Source organism: Gramella sp. KN1008, assembly GCF_004332155.1.
Taxonomy (GTDB): Bacteria; Bacteroidota; Bacteroidia; order Flavobacteriales; family Flavobacteriaceae; genus Christiangramia.
Genome location: NZ_SJDV01000005.1, coordinates 34,459 through 54,275 on the forward strand (window position 1 = coordinate 34,459; position 19,817 = coordinate 54,275).

General features: G+C 38.9%; 10 protein-coding genes. 9 read left to right on the forward strand and 1 reads right to left on the reverse strand.

What is annotated here, in order from left to right:
• Window positions 1–5 precede the first annotated feature (5 nt).
• The 7 genes from EZJ28_RS10390 (at window position 6) to EZJ28_RS10420 (ending at window position 11,266) form a co-directional block, all read left to right on the forward strand.
• Window positions 6–1,754: a RagB/SusD family nutrient uptake outer membrane protein gene (locus EZJ28_RS10390; protein WP_131397587.1), complete on the forward strand. Its 1,749-nt coding sequence runs from the start codon at window positions 6–8 to the stop codon at window positions 1,752–1,754.
• A 188-nt stretch (window positions 1,755–1,942) separates the two neighbouring features.
• The gene (locus tag EZJ28_RS10395; RefSeq protein WP_131397589.1) at window positions 1,943–5,299 is read left to right on the forward strand and encodes a VCBS repeat-containing protein; all 3,357 of its coding nucleotides are present in this window, start codon (window positions 1,943–1,945) and stop codon (window positions 5,297–5,299) included.
• 26 nt (window positions 5,300–5,325) lie between these two features.
• The gene (locus tag EZJ28_RS10400) at window positions 5,326–7,053 is read left to right on the forward strand and encodes a GMC oxidoreductase (protein ID WP_131397591.1); all 1,728 of its coding nucleotides are present in this window, start codon (window positions 5,326–5,328) and stop codon (window positions 7,051–7,053) included.
• A 53-nt stretch (window positions 7,054–7,106) separates the two neighbouring features.
• Window positions 7,107–7,988: a sugar phosphate isomerase/epimerase gene (locus EZJ28_RS10405; RefSeq protein WP_131397593.1), complete on the forward strand. Its 882-nt coding sequence runs from the start codon at window positions 7,107–7,109 to the stop codon at window positions 7,986–7,988.
• Between the two features lie 42 nt (window positions 7,989–8,030).
• Window positions 8,031–8,702, forward strand: a complete 672-nt coding sequence (locus tag EZJ28_RS10410) for a gluconate 2-dehydrogenase subunit 3 family protein (RefSeq protein ID WP_131397595.1) — start codon at window positions 8,031–8,033, stop codon at window positions 8,700–8,702.
• 52 nt (window positions 8,703–8,754) lie between these two features.
• Window positions 8,755–10,287 (forward strand): TolB family protein, encoded by a 1,533-nt coding sequence (locus EZJ28_RS10415; RefSeq protein ID WP_131397597.1) that lies wholly within the window; start codon window positions 8,755–8,757, stop codon window positions 10,285–10,287.
• A 97-nt stretch (window positions 10,288–10,384) separates the two neighbouring features.
• Complete coding sequence (locus EZJ28_RS10420; protein WP_131397599.1) at window positions 10,385–11,266, forward strand: hypothetical protein; 882 nt, start codon at window positions 10,385–10,387, stop codon at window positions 11,264–11,266.
• A 91-nt stretch (window positions 11,267–11,357) separates the two neighbouring features.
• Here EZJ28_RS10420 and EZJ28_RS10425 read toward each other — a convergent pair whose 3' ends face one another.
• Entirely contained in the window at window positions 11,358–11,759 is a 402-nt protein-coding gene (locus tag EZJ28_RS10425) for a Dabb family protein (RefSeq protein ID WP_131397601.1), read from the reverse strand.
• 180 nt (window positions 11,760–11,939) lie between these two features.
• Here EZJ28_RS10425 and EZJ28_RS10430 point away from each other — a divergent pair, with 180 nt between their 5' ends.
• Together EZJ28_RS10430 and EZJ28_RS10435 are read left to right on the forward strand one after the other, a co-directional pair.
• Complete coding sequence (locus EZJ28_RS10430; protein WP_131397603.1) at window positions 11,940–12,890, forward strand: polysaccharide deacetylase family protein; 951 nt, start codon at window positions 11,940–11,942, stop codon at window positions 12,888–12,890.
• Window positions 12,891–13,271: 381 nt separating this feature from the next.
• A complete protein-coding gene (locus EZJ28_RS10435) occupies window positions 13,272–19,775 on the forward strand; it encodes a SusF/SusE family outer membrane protein (RefSeq protein WP_165499065.1) in 6,504 nt (2,167 codons plus the stop codon).
• Window positions 19,776–19,817: the final 42 nt, after the last annotated feature.

The window sequence follows — 19,817 nt, forward strand, 5'->3', positions numbered from 1 at the left end:
TAATAATGAGAAAGAAAATATTTTATTATATCCTGCCTATTTTTGCTTTTATAGCATGTAGTGAGGAGTTTACAGAAAACCCGGCGGTAGGAGCTCTGAGTGATCAGGCCTTACAGAATGCTGAGGGAGTAGATCTTTTGTTAACCGGAGCTTATTCTGCGCTAACCGGAGCCGTAAATAATAATGGGGGGAATCAGTTTTCTGTGAGTCCCGATAACTGGTGGTTTGATGTAATGTCAGATGACGCTCATAAGGGTAGTACAGATGGTGACCAGGCAGATTTGTATAATCTTGAAACTTATACCTTCACACCTGCTAATCCCTATATACTGGGAAAATGGGAGGCCTTATATGGTGGTGTGAACCGGGCTAATGCCGTGATAACTGTGATTGAAGGTATTGAAGGTGAAGATTTTAGTGAGAAATTAGCTGAAGTACGATTTATTAGAGGATATCTGAACTTTGAACTTCAAAAGATATATGGAAATCCAGCTTTTATTTCGGCTGAGAATTACGCCAATAGTGAATTTAATCAGCCTAATCCGGGTCCTATATGGGAACAGATTGAAGCTGATCAGAAATTTGCCATAGAGAACCTTCCGGATACTCAGGATGATGCCGGAAGACCGACCTCCTGGACAGCCAAGGCCTTTTTAGGAAAGACTTATCTTTTCCAGGAAAAATGGCAGGAGGCCTATGATATCTTACAGGATGTTATCCAAAATGGACCTTATGGCCTGAATGAGGAGTTTGTGTCCAATTTTAGAGCGGGAGGAGAAAACAGTAAAGAATCTGTTTTTGCTATCCAGTTTGCCGCGGATGATGGTCTTTCCTATAACGGGAATGTTGGCGGGACATTAAATTTTCCAAATGAATCTAATGTTCTTGGCTGGTGTTGTGGGTTCTATGTTCCAACTCAGGACCTTGTGAATGCATACAAAACCGGTGCAGATGGATTACCGCTGTTGGATAACTACAGTGATACCGATGTGGTTAATGACTATGGTTTAAACTCCTATAAAACTGATGGTGATGGGAATGTTTTAGAAGATGCAAATGGAGATCCCATACCTACTGATTTTACACCGGAGACGGGTCCGCTTGATCCGCGTTTAGATTACACCGTAGGGAGACGTGGTATAGATTATAACGGTTACGGAATAAATCCTGGTAAAGCCTGGGTTCGTAATAGCTTTTCAGATCTTTCGGGACCTTACCTGCCTAAAAAGAATGTATATTATGCGGGTGAGGAGGTTAATATGGGAACCGGTTCCTGGGGTCAGCAACATTCAGGTATCAATTACAATGTGATGAGATTTGCAGGCGTTTTATTAATGGCCGCTGAGGCTGCGGTAGAACTGGATGATCTGGATACTGCCCTTGATTATGTAAATCAGGTAAGAGAAAGAGCAAAAAATTCATCATACGTACAGGCTGAAGATGGATCGCCAGCTGCTAACTATAACATTGAGCCTTATGATTCTTTCCCTGATAAGGAATTTGCTTTAAAGGCGGTTAGATTTGAGAGAAGACTGGAGCTTGCCATGGAAGGGCACAGATATTTTGATCTTGCTCGTTGGGGACCTACATTCATGAAAAATACGATTGATGAGTATGTTGCTAATGAAACGGAAACCATTCCAAATTTTGGTCCTAAAGTATCCCCGTTCAAGGAGTATATGGTTATAATGCCTATACCAACTACGGCAATAGATCTTTCGGGGAATGTTTTAGAGCAAAACCCACAATACTAGAATTACTTGAATCAAATAAGTTATACAACATAAGCTTGTATATTTTATAGAAATAAATAGAATAATTAAATGTTTAAGGGCTTGTCTAAAATAGGTGAAGACTTATTAAGGCGGGCTCTTAAACTTTATATCAAACAGTTTTAAGAATCAATCCCCTACCAGAATTTATGAAAAGGCAAATGTCGAAAATGAAAACAGCGAATTTATTTGTGTTGCTTTTGGGTTGCACAATTTCTTTACTTAGTTCGTGTTCATCGGATCCTGATGATACAGGACAGAATATTAAAAATTTTACCCGGTTATCTTCAGAAGATACGGGTATTGAATTTCAGAATGATTTAACAGAGAACGATAGTCTGAATTATTTTAGTTACTCGTACCTCTATATGGGTGGAGGAGTTGCTGCCGGGGATATTAACAACGATGGGTTAACAGATCTGTTCTTTGTGGGTAATATGGTACCCAATCGCCTGTATCTTAACCAGGGTGATTTAAAATTTAAAGATATTTCCGAACAGGCCGGAGTTAGTGGTGATAGCAGATGGTTTACCGGTGTTACCATGGTTGATATCAATGAAGATGGTTATCTCGATATATATGTATCAGCCTCTGGAAAATTTGAACCCCGGGACAATTTGTTATATGTGAATAACGGAGATGGCACCTTTACTGAAAAGGCAGAAGAATATGGTATTGCAGATAAAGGACATAGTGTTCAGTCTACCTTCTTTGATTATGATATGGATGGTGATCTGGATCTCTACGTAGCTAACTATCCTCCAACACGTTTTGATGCTCCTAACAATTATTACCTTTTTAAAACAAACAATGTTAAAGATATAGAAACCGATAATCTATATAGAAATGATCAGGGACGTTTTACGAAAGTTACCAATGAAGCTGGAGTAAGGTCCTTCGGTCTTTCCTTAAGCGCCACTGTGGGCGACTTGAATGAAGACGGATGGCCCGATATTTATGTTTCCAATGATTTTAGTACCCCCGATTATATGTACCTGAACAATCAGGATGGGACATTTACCAATGTACTGAAGACAGCTACCGAACAGACTTCCTTCTACGGGATGGGAGTTGATATTGCCGACTATAATAATGATGGCCTTCTGGATATCCTTCAAATGGATATGGCGGCTAAAGATAATCGCCGTGCAAAAGCGAATATGGCAAGTATGAATCCCGCAATTTTCTGGAGTACCGTTAACGCTGGTTTCCATTACCAGTATATGTATAACTCTCTGCAGACCAATGCAGGAAATCTGCATGGGGATACTCCGCATTTCAGTAATACTGCAAATCTGGCCGGTGTGCAGGCTACAGACTGGAGCTGGGCTCCATTATTTGCTGATCTGGATAATGACGGCTGGAAGGATATATTTATATCCAATGGTACGCGACGAGAAATTAACAATAAGGATTATTTCAATAAGCTTAAAAAGAAACCTGTTCAGAACGATAGTCTATTGGAAAGGTCGCTCGATATTCCATCTGAAAAGGTAGATAATTTTGTGTATAGGAATAAGGGAGATATGACCTTTGAAAAGGCCAATACCAAATGGGGTATTGTTTATGAAGGATTTTCCAATGGTGCTGTGTATGTAGATTTGGATAATGATGGTGATCTGGAGATCGTAACTAATAATATAGATGATAAAGCTTCTGTATTTAAGAATAATAATTCTGATAATAATAGTTATTTAACTATTGGTCTCAAGGGACCTGAGAAAAATAAATTTGGACTGGGAACCCGTGTTTATCTTAAAAATGGATCAAGATCCCAAATGCAGGAACTCAGTCTAACTCGTGGTTTTCAATCTTCCGTAGAGCCAAAACTTCATTTCGGGGTGGGTAGCAGTGATAAGATCGAAGAGGTAAAAGTAGTCTGGCCAGATAAGAAAGTACAGATATTGAAAGATGTTTCGGCTAACCAGCATTTAGTTGTTGATTATTCGAATTCAGAAGAACCTCTTGCTCCTTCATCTGATAACTCTCCGGAAAAGTTGTTCCTAACTGTAGCTTCAGATTCACTGAACCTTAATTATAAGCATACCGAGAACAGCTATGACGATTTTGAAAAGGAAATACTTCTTCCACACAAGACTTCCATGTTTGGCCCGGGAATGGCTACTGGTGATCTGAATGGAGACGGCCTGGAAGATCTATTTATTGGTGCAGCTTCGCAATATCGTCCTGGAATTTATTATCAAACCGGGAGCGGTGGTTTTGAGAAGAAAGAGTTTGATGCTATATACAATGATAACAAATATGAGGACCTGGGAGCACTGATTTTTGACGCTGATAATGATGGAGATAACGATCTCTATGTAGTGAGTGGAGGAAATGAATTCGATAAAGATTCAGAAATGTTACAGGACAGGCTGTATATCAACGAAGGAGGAGATTTTGTTAAATCGAATTCTGCGTTGCCAAGAATGATTACCAGTGGATCACGAGTTTATGCAAACGACTATGATAAAGATGGTGATCTGGATCTTTTTGTAGGAGGAAGACTGGTACCCGGGAATTATCCCGCTCCCGCTAATAGTTATCTGCTGGAGAATCAATCTGAAAAGGGACAACCCAAGTTTGTGGATGTAACAGCGAAATTAGCTCCTGATTTTGAAAAACTTGGATTGGTAACTAGCGCCAGCTGGGCCGACTTTGATAATGATGGTTGGACCGATCTGGTGATTGCCGGGGAGTGGATGCCTCTGAAAGTATTTAAAAACGATCGCGGAGATTTTATAGATGTTTCAAAACAGCTGGGACTTGGCGATACTACAGGTTGGTGGTTTAGTATTCAGCAAGGAGACTTTGATAATGATGGGGATATGGATTTCATTGCCGGAAACTTAGGCCTCAATTATAAATATAAGGCTAGTGAAGATGCCAGTTTTGATATTTACTATTCAGATTTTGACCGGAACAATACAAAAGATATCGTTCTGAGCTATTTTAATGATGGTGAGAAATTTCCTGTAAGAGGTAGGGAATGTTCTTCTCAACAAATGCCTGGAATTAAAAAGAAGTTTGAAGACTATAATTCCTTCGCCAATGCAAATCTGGAAGAGATCTATACCACAGATTACCTGGAAAACGCGCTTCACTATCAGGTGAAGTCATTCGCCAGTATTTATATAGAAAACAGGGAAGATGGATTTAAAATTCACCGTCTGCCTGTGGAAGCTCAAATATCCAATATCAATCAGATTTTAGTGGAAGATTTTAATAATGATGGAAACCTGGACGCTTTGATAGCCGGAAACCTATATGCTTCAGAAGTAGAAACTCCCCGGGCTGATGCCGGTATTGGACTTTTACTTGAAGGAAACGGGAAAGGAGATTTCAAAGCTGTGAAAGCAAGAGAGAGTGGCTTCTTTGTTCCGGGAGATGTAAAGGATATGGCTATACTCAATACCCCTACAGGGAAGTTTGTAGTATGTGCCAAAAATAATGACTATTTACAATTAGTAAGGTTGAAAAACCCTGCTGCAAATAATGACAACAACGAAATAGCTGCTACTCATTAAGCCTGTTTCAGAAAAATTATAATAATATGGAAGGCTCCGACTTAAAGAAAAAGTATGACGCTATTGTTATTGGCACTGGAATTACCGGAGGCTGGGCAGCAAAGGAACTAACCGAAGGAGGTTTGGATACCCTGGTATTGGAACGGGGAAGGATGGTAAAACATGTAGAAGACTATCCTACCATGAATAAAGACCCCTGGGATTTTCAGTTCAGAGGTCAGGCAACCTACGAGGACAGACAAAGACAATTAAAGCAGGCAAGAACTGGCTATACAACAGGGGAAGCCAGTAAGCATTGGTTTGTTGATGATATTAAGCATCCATATAATGAGGAAAAGAGGTTTGACTGGATTAGGGGTTATCATGTTGGGGGAAAATCCCTTATGTGGGCACGGATGTCTTTCCGTTGGAGTGAAATGGATTTTGAAGCAAACAAAAAGGATGGGCATGGAGTAGACTGGCCAATTAGATACAATGATCTGAAACCCTGGTATGAAAAGGTGGAAAAATATATTGGTATTAGTGGAAAGGCTGAAGGTTTACCTCAGTTGCCGGACAGTATATTTACGCCGGAGATGCCCCTTAATTGCGTTGAGCAGGAATTTAAGGATGGTGTCGATACCAAATTTGACGATCGAACAGTGATCAATTCCAGAGCGGCTAATTTAACAGATCCTGAAGGCCGTGAGGGCCGTGGACCCTGCCAGTATCGTAACCGATGTATAAGAGGTTGCCCATACGGAGCATATTTTAGTAGTAATTCCTCTACACTTCCTGCTGCCCAGAGAACAGGTAAAATGACTTTGAGACCACATTCAATAGTTCATGAAATAATCTATGACCAAAAGCAGGGGAAAGCTGTAGGTGTAAAACTTATAGACTCCGAATCTAAGGAGAAATTAGAGTTCTATGCAGATGTGATATTTTGCTGCGCGGGAGCCGTACCCTCAACCTCAATTTTAATGCAGTCTAAGTCGGAAAGATTTCCCAATGGCCTTGGAAATGATAGTGGAGAGCTGGGGCATAATTTAATGGACCACCATTTTAAGGTGGGTGCCACCGGAATATCTGATAATTACCAGGAAGATTATTATAAAGGAAGAAAACCTGCAGGATTCTTTGTACCCCGTTTCCGGAATATAGATGAAAAAAGCACCATGAAAAGCTTTGTAAGAGGTTATGGTATGCAGGGAGGAGCCAGTAGAACTGACTGGACTGAAGCTGTAGGGGAAATGAGTTATGGTAAGGAACTGAAGGAAGAATTGCTGAAACCGGGAGACTGGAGAATAGGGATCAACTGCTTTGGGGAATGCTTGCCTTACCACGAAAATAAGATGACCCTGGATTATGATAAACTGGATGAATGGGGCCTTCCTACGGTGACCTTTGATTGTGAATATAAGGAAAACGAAATGGCCATGAGAAAGGATGCGAAAGAACAGGCGGTAGCCATGCTTAAAGCAGCCGGGTTCAGGGATGTGGAAGGTTATGAGGATCCTTGTTTTCCTGGGAATGGTATCCACGAAATGGGTACAGCAAGAATGGGAAGAGATCCTGAAACCTCTATTTTAAATAAGAATAATCAAATTCATACGGTTCCCAATGTGTATGTTACAGATGGTTCCTGTATGACTTCTTCAGCCTCTCAGAACCCGTCATTAACCTATATGGCTATTACGGCCCGGGCTGCGAATCATGCAGTTAAAGAATTTAAAGCGGGCAAATTCAAGACGGGGGAGGTCAAAGAGGTCTAATCATCGGCCCTGGAGGGGGTATAGAAACTAATGTTTAACCTAAAACTGGCACAATGATCAAAAGAAGAACTTTTATTAAACAATCTGGTTTGGCACTGGCTGCCACCGCTGTTTTACCCAGTATTTTATATTCATGCGATAAGGATCACCCCTTAGGCCTTCAGCTCTATTCATTGAGAGAAACTATAGGAGATGATGTGCAGGGGACAATTCAGAAGATTGCCGGTGTAGGTTTTAAAGAAGTTGAAACCTATGGTTATTCTCCTAAGAATGGATTTTGGGGTTTAAGTGTTCCTGAATTCAAAAATCTCCTAAATAATAATGGGTTAAATTCTCCAAGCGGTCATTATGGGTTGGAAGACTTTTTAAGCAAAGAAGGTACAAAAAGTGATTTGACCTCTACCCTTGAAGTGGCAAAAGGTCTGGATCAGGAATATGTAATTATTCCTCATATTTCTAATAAGCTTAGAACTTCCATAGACGATTATAAGCGATTGGCAGACAAGCTGAATGAAGCCGGTGAAATGTGTAAGGATGCCGGATTGAAACTGGCATATCATAACCACGCTTTTGAATTTGATGATTATAACGGGCAGAACGGCTATGATATATTCCTTAATAATACAGATAAAGATCTTGTGGTTTTTGAAATGGATATTTATTGGGTCGTGAGGGCAAAAAAAGATCCAATAGCTCTATTTCAGGATAATCCGGGAAGATTTCCATTATGGCATGTGAAGGATATGAGTAAAGCTAACCGGGAATTGAACACTGAGATAGGCTCTGGCACCATCGATTTTCATAGAATATTTGAAATGGCAAAAGAAGCTGGAGGGAAACATTTTATCTTGGAACAGGAAAATTTTGAAATGGATCCTTATAAAAGCCTTTCCCAAAGTTACAGCTATATAAAGAACGACCTGCTTAATTCATAAAAAGCCAAATATCTTTAATCAGAATAAAAAATACATTAAGTTATGAATAGAAGACAGGCATTAAGAAGTATAGGGCTTGGAGCAGGAGCAATTGTGATTGGACCCACCACTTTAAGCTTACTGCAAAGTTGTAAGAATGATCCGGAATATGACTGGACCCCTGAATTCCTGAGTGCTTCTCATGGCATGGTTCTAAAGAACATTCTTGAAGTGATGATTCCTACCACTGATACCCCTGGAGCTAATGATGTTAATGTAGCCCAATTTATTGATGCATATATGCTAAAGGTTGCTTCTCCACAACAGCAGGCAGATTTTAAAAATGCGGCAAATGCCTTTGCCCAGGCCTTCGAAAATTTTATTGAAAAGAAAACGGACGATGGGGAGTCAGCAGACTTTGAAAGGATAGTAGAAAGGTTTTTACGTGCTACTCCGGCTGAAAAGGAAAACTTTGCAAAAAGAACCGGTGAAACCCAGGATCCAATGGATAAGGCTCCAGAAACCGATCAGGATGGAGAAAAGGTGTTTTCAGATGAAGAAGCTGATGCATTGGCTTTCGGATATTTGAAAAATGTTCGTGATATGGGAATCTGGGCATGGAAAACAAGTGAGGAGATAGGGGAAAATGTACTTTGGTATGACCCTGTTCCAGGTGAATATATTGCCTGTACTCCTTTAGAGGAACTGGGTAACGGTAAAGCAATGTCACTTTAGCCAATTCCATATTTTTTATAAAGTGAATTTATTCTAACCTAACCAGCCTTGTATGCGTTCTATAATAATTTTGCTTCTAATTTTTTGGACTAACCTGATCTTTTCCCAGAACACCAATCTGGGGATTTTTCAGTATAATGAGGATATTGGTAATCCAAAATTAGGAGGGGAAGCAGTATACGATGAAAACTCCCAGACCTATACCTTAACGGGATCTGGTTATAATATATGGTTTGAGAGGGATGAGTTTAACTACCTCTACAATAAGGTGCAGGGTGATTTTATTATTACTGCGAATTTCGAATTTACTGGAAAAGGGGTAGATCCACATCGTAAAGTAGGTCTTATGGTCAGGCAATCCACAGCCGATAGCTCAGCACATGTTAGCGCTGCCTTACACGGTGACGACCTAACTACCATGCAGTGGCGGAATACAGCGGGCCAGCCTATGAATAGTACTGATAACGAAATTTTATCTCCTAAATTCAATTATGAGATTCTTCAGCTGGAACGTAATGGAGACAGACTGATCATGAGGGCGGCGCATTGGGGTGAAGATCTTCAGGAAATAGGATCTCATGAAATGAAGGGTTTTGGTGAAGAGGTTCTTGTAGGCTTATTTATTAATTCTCATAATGAAGAGGTCAAAGAAACCGCCAGGGTATGGAATGTTAGACTGGATAAACCTGTACCCGATAATTACAATCCTAATGAAGAAGGATGGATAGGATGCAGGCTGGAAACTATAGATATTAGTAACGGAAAAAGAAAAGTGGTCTATAAAAAGAACAGTCGTTTTGAAGCTCCTAATTGGATGCCAGATGGAAGGAAACTGCTTTTTAATATGGATGGTTCTTTATATACTATTCCCGTTGAAGGCGGCGATATTGTTAAATTTGATACGGGCTTTGCAAATAACCTGAATAACGATCATGGTATCTCATTTAATGGAGAGCTACTTGCACTTAGTCATCACCGTGAGGATGTTTCCGGAGGAGGTTCTGCGGTATATGTGATGCCTATGTCTGGGGGTACTCCAGAGCTTGTTACGCCGGAAACACCCTCTTACTGGCATGGCTGGTCCCCAGATAATGAAACAGTAGCTTATGTGGCAACAAGGGAAGATAACCCTACTTATGATATCTATCAAAAATCCATCCGGGGCGGGGATGAGGTTGTATTAACAAATACCCAGGAGGGAGAACATGTAGATGGACCTGAATATTCTCCAGATGGAAAGTATATTTATTATAATGGCAGCTCTTCCGGAACTATGCAAATATGGAGAATGAAACCTGATGGATCTCAAAAAGAACAACTTACTTTTAATTCCCGTAATGACTGGTTTCCCCATATATCTCCAGATGGAAAATGGATAGCCTATATTTCCTTTCCTTCAGAAATACCTGTAAATGACCATCCTTCCTATAAAAAGGTAACATTGAACTTAATGCCTGCAGAAGGTGGGGCGCCAAAGGTTATAGCTTATTTGTATGGAGGGCAGGGAACCATTAATGTTCCTTCCTGGTCTCCGGATAGTAAATATTTTGCCTTTGTAAGTAACTCAGGAGAAAAGCCGGAATAAGAGATGTAATTTCTTTAAATGAGATAAAGTTTTATAGCAGGTAGTACAGAATTGTTCTTCCAGATCTTCCTGGGCATATACTTTGAAGTAAATTTTAATGAAAGTAAACGCACTTTTACTTTGGGTCGGAAGGATTGTCCTTTTGATCATTCTTTATATTCCTATATGGATGTTAGGGACTGTGGCTATAACCCAATTGGATCTTGATATACCTGCAGAGCCTGGTTTGGTCAGTCCGGAAGCAGGTATCCTTGTACTCAGCGTTGTAAATACGCTATTGATCGTTGCTTTAATTCGTATTTCAAAACTCAGGGGGCTACGCCTGGCAATATCTTTAGCTATTGCTTACTACGGGATATTCACTTTCCTTACACAAATTGAAACCTGGTATTTTCTCGGGGACATAAATGTTTCAAAAGAACTTTTGTTTGAATTATTCTTAATGGGGTTACCTGTTCCTTTTCTGTTTATACCTTTAGCGGTGGTTATTTGTAGGCGATGGAAAACCAGTCAGGAAACGAGTAAAAGGGTTGATCTTCCCTTAAGGCAGTTGGTCCTGAGGATCTCGCTCTTAGCCTTTATATATGTAATAATATACTGGTTGGCGGGCTATTTTATAGCATGGCAGATTCCTCAACTCCGGGAATTTTACGGTAGTCCCGGGGAAATTTCACCTTTCTGGGAGCATACATGGAAATCACTCAAAACCGATCCGGGCTTATTTGCGCTCCAGTTGTTCAGAGGTACTGTTTTCACCATAATAGTTTACAGTCTAATTCGCTATTTTAAAGAAAACTTGTTGGTGACTGCATTGCTGATAGGTTTTTTTCTTGCCGTCCCCCATTTCGGACATATTATTTCCAATCCATTAATGCCTTTTGCTAGTATTAGATTAAGCCATCTGATAGAGACAGCATCCTCCACTTTTCTGTATGGAGTCATTATCGTTTTAGTAATGCAGCCAAAAACAAATAAATAAGAAATAATTGAGTTTTTTGTTAGCCATCTAACTTATCAATTCTTTTGTTGCAGGTCTGAGGGAAAAACTGACCAGACTTTTAGTTTTATGATTATTTAATTCCTGCCGAATCGTAAACCAGTACTTTCTTCCATAAATGTTCAGACTCTTCTATAAATAATAAATGAGCAGATTCCTTTTGGTATAAATCCTGAATTTCTTTGGAAGGGAAGCTTAAAATTAGTGAATAGGTATAAGAATTATCAACCACCTCACGGGGAGTGTTTGCAGGGGTGCCTATAAATTTCGTCTGTGCATATTTACTATTCTTTAGAAACTTTTTTAATGAAACCTCAAAGTCATTGCGGTCCTCTGGGTTATCCGGGTTTTCCAGCCAGAAATAAACTACATGGGTGAAATTTTTATCAAGTTCCGTTGTATTCTGCTCCTGACTATAAAGAAAGGAAGTACTGAAAACGAAGATTATGAATGCTATTTTTAATGTCTTTTTCATATTTGAAGTTTATTTTTTCAATGTACAATAAATTACTATCGAGTTACAAATGCACTCCTAGTTAGTTTCTTGAAATTTGAACCTATTTATTCTGTTAAAGAAGTTGGACAAGGGGCAAGTCTTATTATTCCTTTAATCGAAAATTTTCGTTATCTTGAAATTATTGATAAAAACTTTAATATGAAACCTCTTACTTTTAAAATTATATTTTCGATTCTGTTCCTTACTGGTACTGTTGGTCTGGCTCAAACTAGTGATCAGACTATAGCTGAGAAATTAGGATATCCTGCCGAGGCCAAACTATTAATTATTCATGCCGATGATGCGGGAATAAGTCATTCAGAAAATATTGCGACAATTCAGGCAATGGAGGAGGGGGTGGTCAACTCGGCCAGTATTATGGTTCCATGCCCATGGTTTCCGGAAATTGCTGAATACGCCAGGGAGAACTCTGATGAAAAGGATTTTGGTTTGCATCTTACGGTCACCAGTGAGTGGAAGAATTACAAATGGGGACCCACCAGCTCAAAGAATGAAGTGCCCAGCCTTATAGATGAAAACGGTTACTTTTTTCATTTGGAAGACAGTATTCGGGTGAACGCCAATGCCGCAGATGTTGAGAGAGAGATTACCGCTCAGATAGAAAAGGCACTGGATTACGGGATTGACGTAACTCATTTGGATGCCCATATGGGTGCTATAAGGACAACTCCGGAGCTTATGGAAGTTTATATAAAAAAGGGCCGTGAATATAATTTACCTGTTCTGTTAAGTCATGATATGTCTACCCTTGAAGCAGTCAGAAAAAATATCGATTTCACCTCTAAAGATATAGTTGTAGATCACTATTATCAGGCTAATCCTGAGATATTCTCTAAGGGTATGGAAGAGTATTATGAAGAGATTCTTAATAATCTTAAACCCGGATTATCAACTATTATCTTGCACGTTGCCGAAGATAATGAGGAAATGAAGGCAGTCACTATTGATCATCCTAACTGGGGGAACGAATGGAGGCAGCAGGACCTTGATTTTTTTACAAGTGAAAAAGCGCGCGATTTGATCAAAAAGAATGACATCATTATGGTAACCTGGAGAGAAATTAGAGATAAAATAGTTAGAGCTGAGTAGGTTTCTTAAAACTGCCTATAGATATTTCCCAAGGGCTTCCATAGAAAGGAAGCCTTTTTTGGTACCCCAATTCTAATAGTAGCTAAATTTTTAATCTTAATTATATATTCAGTTTTATTAAAAGCTATGAACTAAAATACCTCTAAAGGGGTATTGTGGTTAATATATAATACCGATAGTTTTACCAATGTGATTTTTTCGTGTATCCTAAGTGTTTTGTTTTCAGGCTTATTACGAAGAAAAACCTCCCAAACTACTTTAAAGGAACGGGCTCCCTATAGTCAAGGTTCTTTAGTCGGCTTATCTGTTTGGCTTAACTATTAACCAATACTATACCTTATGATTACTCCCCCCGTTTTTAAGAGGAAAATCTTTCTCTTATTGCTAATTATTTTTTCATTTCAGGCAAATTCTCAATCTGTTTCCGAAACTGTAAGTATACCAGATCCAAATTTCGAACAGGCATTAATTGATTTGGGAATTGATAGCGATGGCACTATGAACGCAACAGTATTATTAAGCGACGTTCAGAATATTGAGGTACTCGAAGTTCAGAATAGAAATATCTCTAGTTTAGAAGGGCTTTCGGCTTTTTCTAACCTTAAAATCTTAAGAGCATGGGATAATCAATTGACGAGTCTGGATGTTTCTTCTAACCCAAACCTGGTACATCTGTCTGTGGCCAGAAATCAAATTACTGGTCTTGATCTGACTAATAACACGGCTGTAATTGAATTATATGCATATGAAAATAATCTCAGCAGTTTACTCATTCCTTCCAATGATCAGTTAAAACATTTGGCTGTACATAATAACCAGTTAACGACATTAGATCTAACCGGTAGTTCTGCGCTTGTAGACATTAATATAAGTGAAAATAATTTATCAGAAGTTAGTCTTGGGTCGCATCCTGATCTGGTAAATTTGCATGCGGGTGGAAATTCCATTAACGCTCTTGATGTTTCTAATGCACCTTCTCTCAGATTATTTCTGGTTTGGGGAAACAATCTTTCAGAAATTGATTTTACTAATAATCCTTTATTAGCAGAAATAGACCTAAACGTTAACAATCTTTCGCGCTTGGACCTGTCTAATAACCATAACCTTAAATTTGTTTTATGTAATTCAAATAAACTTGAATATTTAAATATTGCAAATGGAAATAATGCCCTAATGGCTTCCCCAGATTGGGGCGACCTTTCCTTGGATGCACACAATAACCCTGCATTAAGATGTATTAAGGTGGATTCCGACATGGAAGGAACAACTCGATCTGATTGGAAAGCAAATCCTGGAGTCCTCTTTTTACAGGATTGTACCAATCTTCCCACAGTTTACATCCCGGATGCTAATTTTGAACAGGCCCTTATTGAGCAGGGTATAGATAGTGACGGGATAATTAATCAAAGTATTTTGGAGGTTGACGCAGCAGTTACTACATGGCTGGAACTATATAGTCCGGAGAACGGATATGGCATTCAGGATCTAACAGGTATAGAGGCATTTGTGAATTTAACAGGGATTAATTGTAGTAACAACCAGATAAGTAATCTGGATTTTAGCGCAAATCCTAAACTTCAATATATATATGCCAATGAATCCGAAATACAAACGATCAATGTGGTAAACAATCCAAACCTGATAAACCTGCATTTATTTAACAACAAAATTTCTGAGCTGGATGTTCGTAGCAATCCTCAATTAAAAGAGCTAATAGTCCAAACAAATAATATCACCTCTTTGGATTTATCTGCCAATACAAACCTAACCATGGCCTATTGTGCAGACAACCGATTAAATAGCTTGAATATAGCTAATGGCAATAATCTAAATTTTGCACCTCCTGAATGGGGAAATTTGGCCTTTAATGCTGATGCAAACCCGAATCTTTTTTGTATCCAGGTCGATGATACTGTCCTGGGAAATACTCCGAGTGACTGGCAGAAAGATGCCCACGCTGTTTATAATGCTGACTGTGGTACGTTTGTTCCAGAAGTTACCTGGGGAATAGTTGGTAGCGCTACCCCTAATGGTTGGGAGGGGCCGGATATTCCCATGAAATATGATAAGCAATCCAATACCTGGTCTGTTTCCACTGAACTTAATAATGGTGAAATTAAATTCAGGTTAAACGATGACTGGAGTTTTAACTTTGGGGATGGAGAATGGGAGAATAGGATTCTGGATGGAATTCTTGATAGAGATGGAGCCAATATTCCGGTAACTGCTGGTCAGTACAATATCTCAATAAACCTGGATACATATGAATACACACTTACGAGATTAAATACAAATCCTTCAACTATAGCCGGAAAATGGATTATCGCGCCTGAACCTGGAGCATTAAAAGTAGGTCCCACACCTGGTTCTGATGGATGGTGGTACCTTGAAAAGGACGAAGGTGAAATTCTTAGAAGAGCATGTTATATGGATGATGTATATGAATTCTCTGAGGATGGTACCTTCAAAAATATTCAGGGGAACGAAACTATACTGGAACCTTTCCAGGGGGTTGAAACCCAAATATGTGGGGAACCTGTTTCTCCCCACAATGGATCCATTCCGGCCAACTACCAATACGACCCAGAAAATGGAACAATCACCTTGAACGGGAAAGGTTCATTTCTAGGGATTTCAAGTGGTGTAAATGGAGGATCGTTACCGAATGTTCCTATCCCGGAATCAATTACCTACAATGTTTCCTTTTCTGAAAATGGAAATGTTATGTATGTATCTCTGGATATCGGGAATGGCTTTTGGACATATAAGCTTGTTAAAGATGCAGTATTTATGCCGGATAGTAATTTTGAACAGGCATTGGTGGATCTTGGGATAGATAGTGATGGCATAATTAATCGAAAAATTCTAAGAAGTGATGCCGAGGCTGTGTCTGGTATGCTGAATGTTTCTAATAAAGGAATTTCTGATCTCACCGGTATTGAAGCATTTGTAAATATAACAGAATTGCAGGCCGGAGACAATGCTTTAACCTCTATAGATGTTTCCCAAAATTTGAAATTGGAAAAAATTTGGGTTTACTCAAACAGTTTAATTGAATTAGATCTATCTGCCAATGTCAATATGCAGCGAGTTTCAGCTCCAACTAATCAGTTGGAATATGTAAATCTAAATGGTTTAAAAAATGTTCATACTGTACTTTTAGCACAGAACAATTTAAAATCCCTGAATCTATCTGGCAATCCAGGATTAGTTCGGCTGGCTTTGAATGCAAATCCAATTGAAAGTCTGGATGTAAGAAATGGAAATAACAGTAATGTTGAATATTTCTATATGCCAGATACGCCAAACCTCACCTGTATAAACACCGATGAATCAATTTCCCAGGTGATGATCGATTCTGGGAAATCGTTTAGTAATGATTGTGGGGATTTTGTACAGATTCCAGATTCTAATTTCGAGCAAGCCTTAATCGATATGGGAATTGATAGTGACGGAGTAGTAAATCGAAGTTTGCTGAGATCCGATGCTGAAACTACTATTCAATTAGATCTCAGAAATCCAATATATTTTGAGTATGGAGAAAGCAACTCAAACATTATCAATGTTACCGGGAAAATTTCAGATCTGTCTGGTATTGAGTCCTTTATTAATCTTGAGAGTCTTTTTTTGGATCGGAATCAATTGGGGGTTTTAGACTTGAGTAATTTAAATAATTTAAAAGAAGTCTTCGCCAACGAAAATGAGATTTCTGAGTTAATTTTATCTCAAAGTGAAGTTTTGGAAACTATTTCGTTAAACAAGAATCAATTAACATCTGTTGATTTTTCTAAGACTTCTAATATCAAAGACTTACGAGTTTCCTATAATAATCTTTCCGAATTAAACCTAACCGCTAATTCAGTTTTGACTTCATTAAGTGCATCTGGAAATAATCTTTCACAATTGGACATCAGTGGTTTCCCAGATCTAACTTATTTAGGAATAGCTGATAATCAATTGACAGAATTGGATTTAAGCGTGAATTCCAAACTCTTGACCTTGACTGTTAATAATAATTTATTGACTGAGCTGGATATCTCTAATAATCCTGATATAAGTCAATTATCAATTGATGGACTCCCCTTAAGTACAATTGACCTTAGCGGTCTTACAAATTTGCAAAGATTTTGGGCAAGTAATACAGGACTACAAAAAGTAGATTTCACTAATAATCCAAATCTGATCCAACTATGGATGGATAATGCTCAATTTGAATCTCTAGATCTTAGTAATAATCCTAATTTATTTGCAGTTCTTCTTAGGAACAATAGAAATTTGAAGCATCTCGATATGAGAAATGGTTCAAATTCTAAAATTAATTTCTTTTGGCTTCATAATACTCCACAACTTAGCTGTATCAATGCCGATGCTAATGTTTCCCAGGCGATGTTAGATTCTGGGAAAAGTTTCAGTGAAAATTGCGGTGATTTTGTTTATATCCCGGATCCTAATTTCGAGCAATCTCTTATTGATCTTGGAATTGATACTGATGGAGTGATCAATACTTCGATTTTAAGAGAAGATGCTGAAGCTGTTACGGAATTGAACCTGAATAATCCAAAATTCGACGAATCTAACTTTGCTAATAAAGAGATAGTGAATGCATTCGGGAAGATCGCCGACCTTACAGGAATTGAAACCTTTGTGAACCTGGTTTCCTTAGAGGCTGCATACGGAACCTTAAGTGAAGTAGACCTTTCAAATAACACCAGGCTTGAAGAACTTTTTTTAAATGACAATCAACTTTCGGGTGTTGACGTTTCCATGCTTCCGAATTTGAAAAGGTTTGGAATTATGCGTAACCCGATCACTTCAGAAATTAATCTTGCTGGGAATCCCGCACTGGAAGAACTCTTTGTTCATTACACGGGAATAAGTTCTATAGACCTTTCTGCTAATCCTAATCTTTGGAATTTATTCATTCAGAATAACCAGCTTACGAGCCTTGACCTTTCAGCAAATAGGGTGCTGAAGAGAGTGAGCGCCCAGCACAATTTACTTTTGGAACTGGATATTACCAGCCTTTCATTAATTGAGAGGATCGATGCCCAGTACAATACAAGCATGACGCTTATAACCGGAGCCAACGGGAATCCAACCTTAACTTCCTTAAACCTTTCTGGAACCGGCTTAAGCAATTTCAACGGTGCTACTTATCCAAATCTCGAATGGTTGTTACTTAATGATAATAGTCTGAGCAATTTTAACGGGAATAATAACCTTAACCTTCAGAATCTTTTCCTTAATAATAATGCGATCACCAAGCTGGGGCTTGCAGGTAACACCCAACTTGCCCAGTTGCAGGTTATGAATAACGGAATGGAAGAACTGGATCTAAGAAATGGAAATAATTTTAATTTAATTACGATGAAGGCAACCGGAAACATTTTGACCTGTATCTCGGTTGATGACCCGGCAGATGCCACTATGCCTTATGGAGAATGGAATTTGGATCTAGGGGTTCAAATAAGCTTAAATTGTAAGCAGGCCGAAGAAGTGGTAATCATTCCCGATCCTGCCTTTGAGCGGGCACTTATCGAATTAGGTTATGATACAAATGGAGGTGATGAAATTACCGGGAATATCTTGTTGTCTGAGGCGGAGGCTGTTAATGTGCTCAATGTGGGCGGCAAGAATATCACCGATGCAACAGGGTTAGAGGCATTTGTGAATCTTAATGAACTTGATATGAGCAATAATGCCCTTGCAGAGATCAACCTTCAGGAAAACACAAATCTTGTTAGTTTGAATGTTTCAGGAAACGGATTGAGCGAGTTATTCATTAGTAACGGGAAGATCATGACTAATCTCAATGCCGCCAATAATATTCTTTCTGCATTGAATTTTGCCGACCTTACTAATCTTCAAACTCTTAATATTTCTGGCAATAATTTCCAGACTCTCAATTTCAGCGATTTTAGGGTTATTACCTCTCTCGATGTAAGTAATAACCAATTGGTAAGCCTTGATCTTAGGAATGGTAATAATTCGGCATTAAGCAATATGAATGCATCCGGAAACCTTCTAATTTGTATTGGGGTAGATGATGCAGCAAGTATTCCGGCAGGATGGTCCAAAGATGATAGTGCCGATTATACAGCTACCGGCGATTGTGAAGCGCCCTTAGTCCTCACCCGTGATATTACAGTTTACCTGGACAGGGATGGTTTTACAGAGATCACCCCTGCGGATATCAATAATGGTTCTTATGATAATGTAACCGAACAAAGGAATCTAATTTTCGAACTGGATATGGCGCAATTTAATTGCGATAACCTGGGGGAGAATGATGTTAATCTATTCGTAACGGATGAATCTGGAAATGTTGGTGTAAATAATCTGCCTGCCATTGTGAGGGTGGTGGATGAGATTGCCCCTGAAGCCTCCAGCCTTAGGTCCATCACTTTAGATCTGAATGGAGGTGCTTCCGTTCAGTTGGATCCAAGCGTTATTAATGATGGTTCCACCGATAATTGCGGAAACCTTGAGTTTGCAGTAGATCAGGCCAGTTTTAGTTTCCCTGGGAATTATACAGTTGAGTTTACTGTTTCAGATGCTTCCGGGAATTTTTCCTCTACTATGGTAGATGTTGAGGTGGTGGATACCAGTAAAGATCTTACTGCATTAAAGTTTAAAAAGAATCTTGTCGCTACGGTATATCCTAATCCATTCGTAGATTATTTTAGAATTGGATTTTCCAGGGACATTGATATGAATACGATAAAAGCAGAGGTATTCAGTTCGGGCGGTTCAAATACATCTTTAGAATTTGTGATTGAAGGGAATGAGCTTAAAAGCAATGGTACGTTACCAGTGGGTGAGTATTTTCTCATGCTCACCATTAATGGAGAAACACAGTCAACTATAATTTCTAGAGGTGAATAAGTTCATAGGAGTGATAACTTAAGGGGCTCTAGTAGCCCCTTT

Coding starts and splice junctions, on each gene's coding strand:
- EZJ28_RS10390 (WP_131397587.1), top strand. CDS start 6: ATGAGAAAGAAAATATTTTATTATATCCTGCCTATTTTTGCTTTTATA.
- EZJ28_RS10395 (WP_131397589.1), top strand. CDS start 1,943: ATGAAAACAGCGAATTTATTTGTGTTGCTTTTGGGTTGCACAATTTCT.
- EZJ28_RS10400 (WP_131397591.1), top strand. CDS start 5,326: ATGGAAGGCTCCGACTTAAAGAAAAAGTATGACGCTATTGTTATTGGC.
- EZJ28_RS10405 (WP_131397593.1), top strand. CDS start 7,107: ATGATCAAAAGAAGAACTTTTATTAAACAATCTGGTTTGGCACTGGCT.
- EZJ28_RS10410 (WP_131397595.1), top strand. CDS start 8,031: ATGAATAGAAGACAGGCATTAAGAAGTATAGGGCTTGGAGCAGGAGCA.
- EZJ28_RS10415 (WP_131397597.1), top strand. CDS start 8,755: ATGCGTTCTATAATAATTTTGCTTCTAATTTTTTGGACTAACCTGATC.
- EZJ28_RS10420 (WP_131397599.1), top strand. CDS start 10,385: ATGAAAGTAAACGCACTTTTACTTTGGGTCGGAAGGATTGTCCTTTTG.
- EZJ28_RS10425 (WP_131397601.1), bottom strand. CDS start 11,759: ATGAAAAAGACATTAAAAATAGCATTCATAATCTTCGTTTTCAGTACT.
- EZJ28_RS10430 (WP_131397603.1), top strand. CDS start 11,940: ATGAAACCTCTTACTTTTAAAATTATATTTTCGATTCTGTTCCTTACT.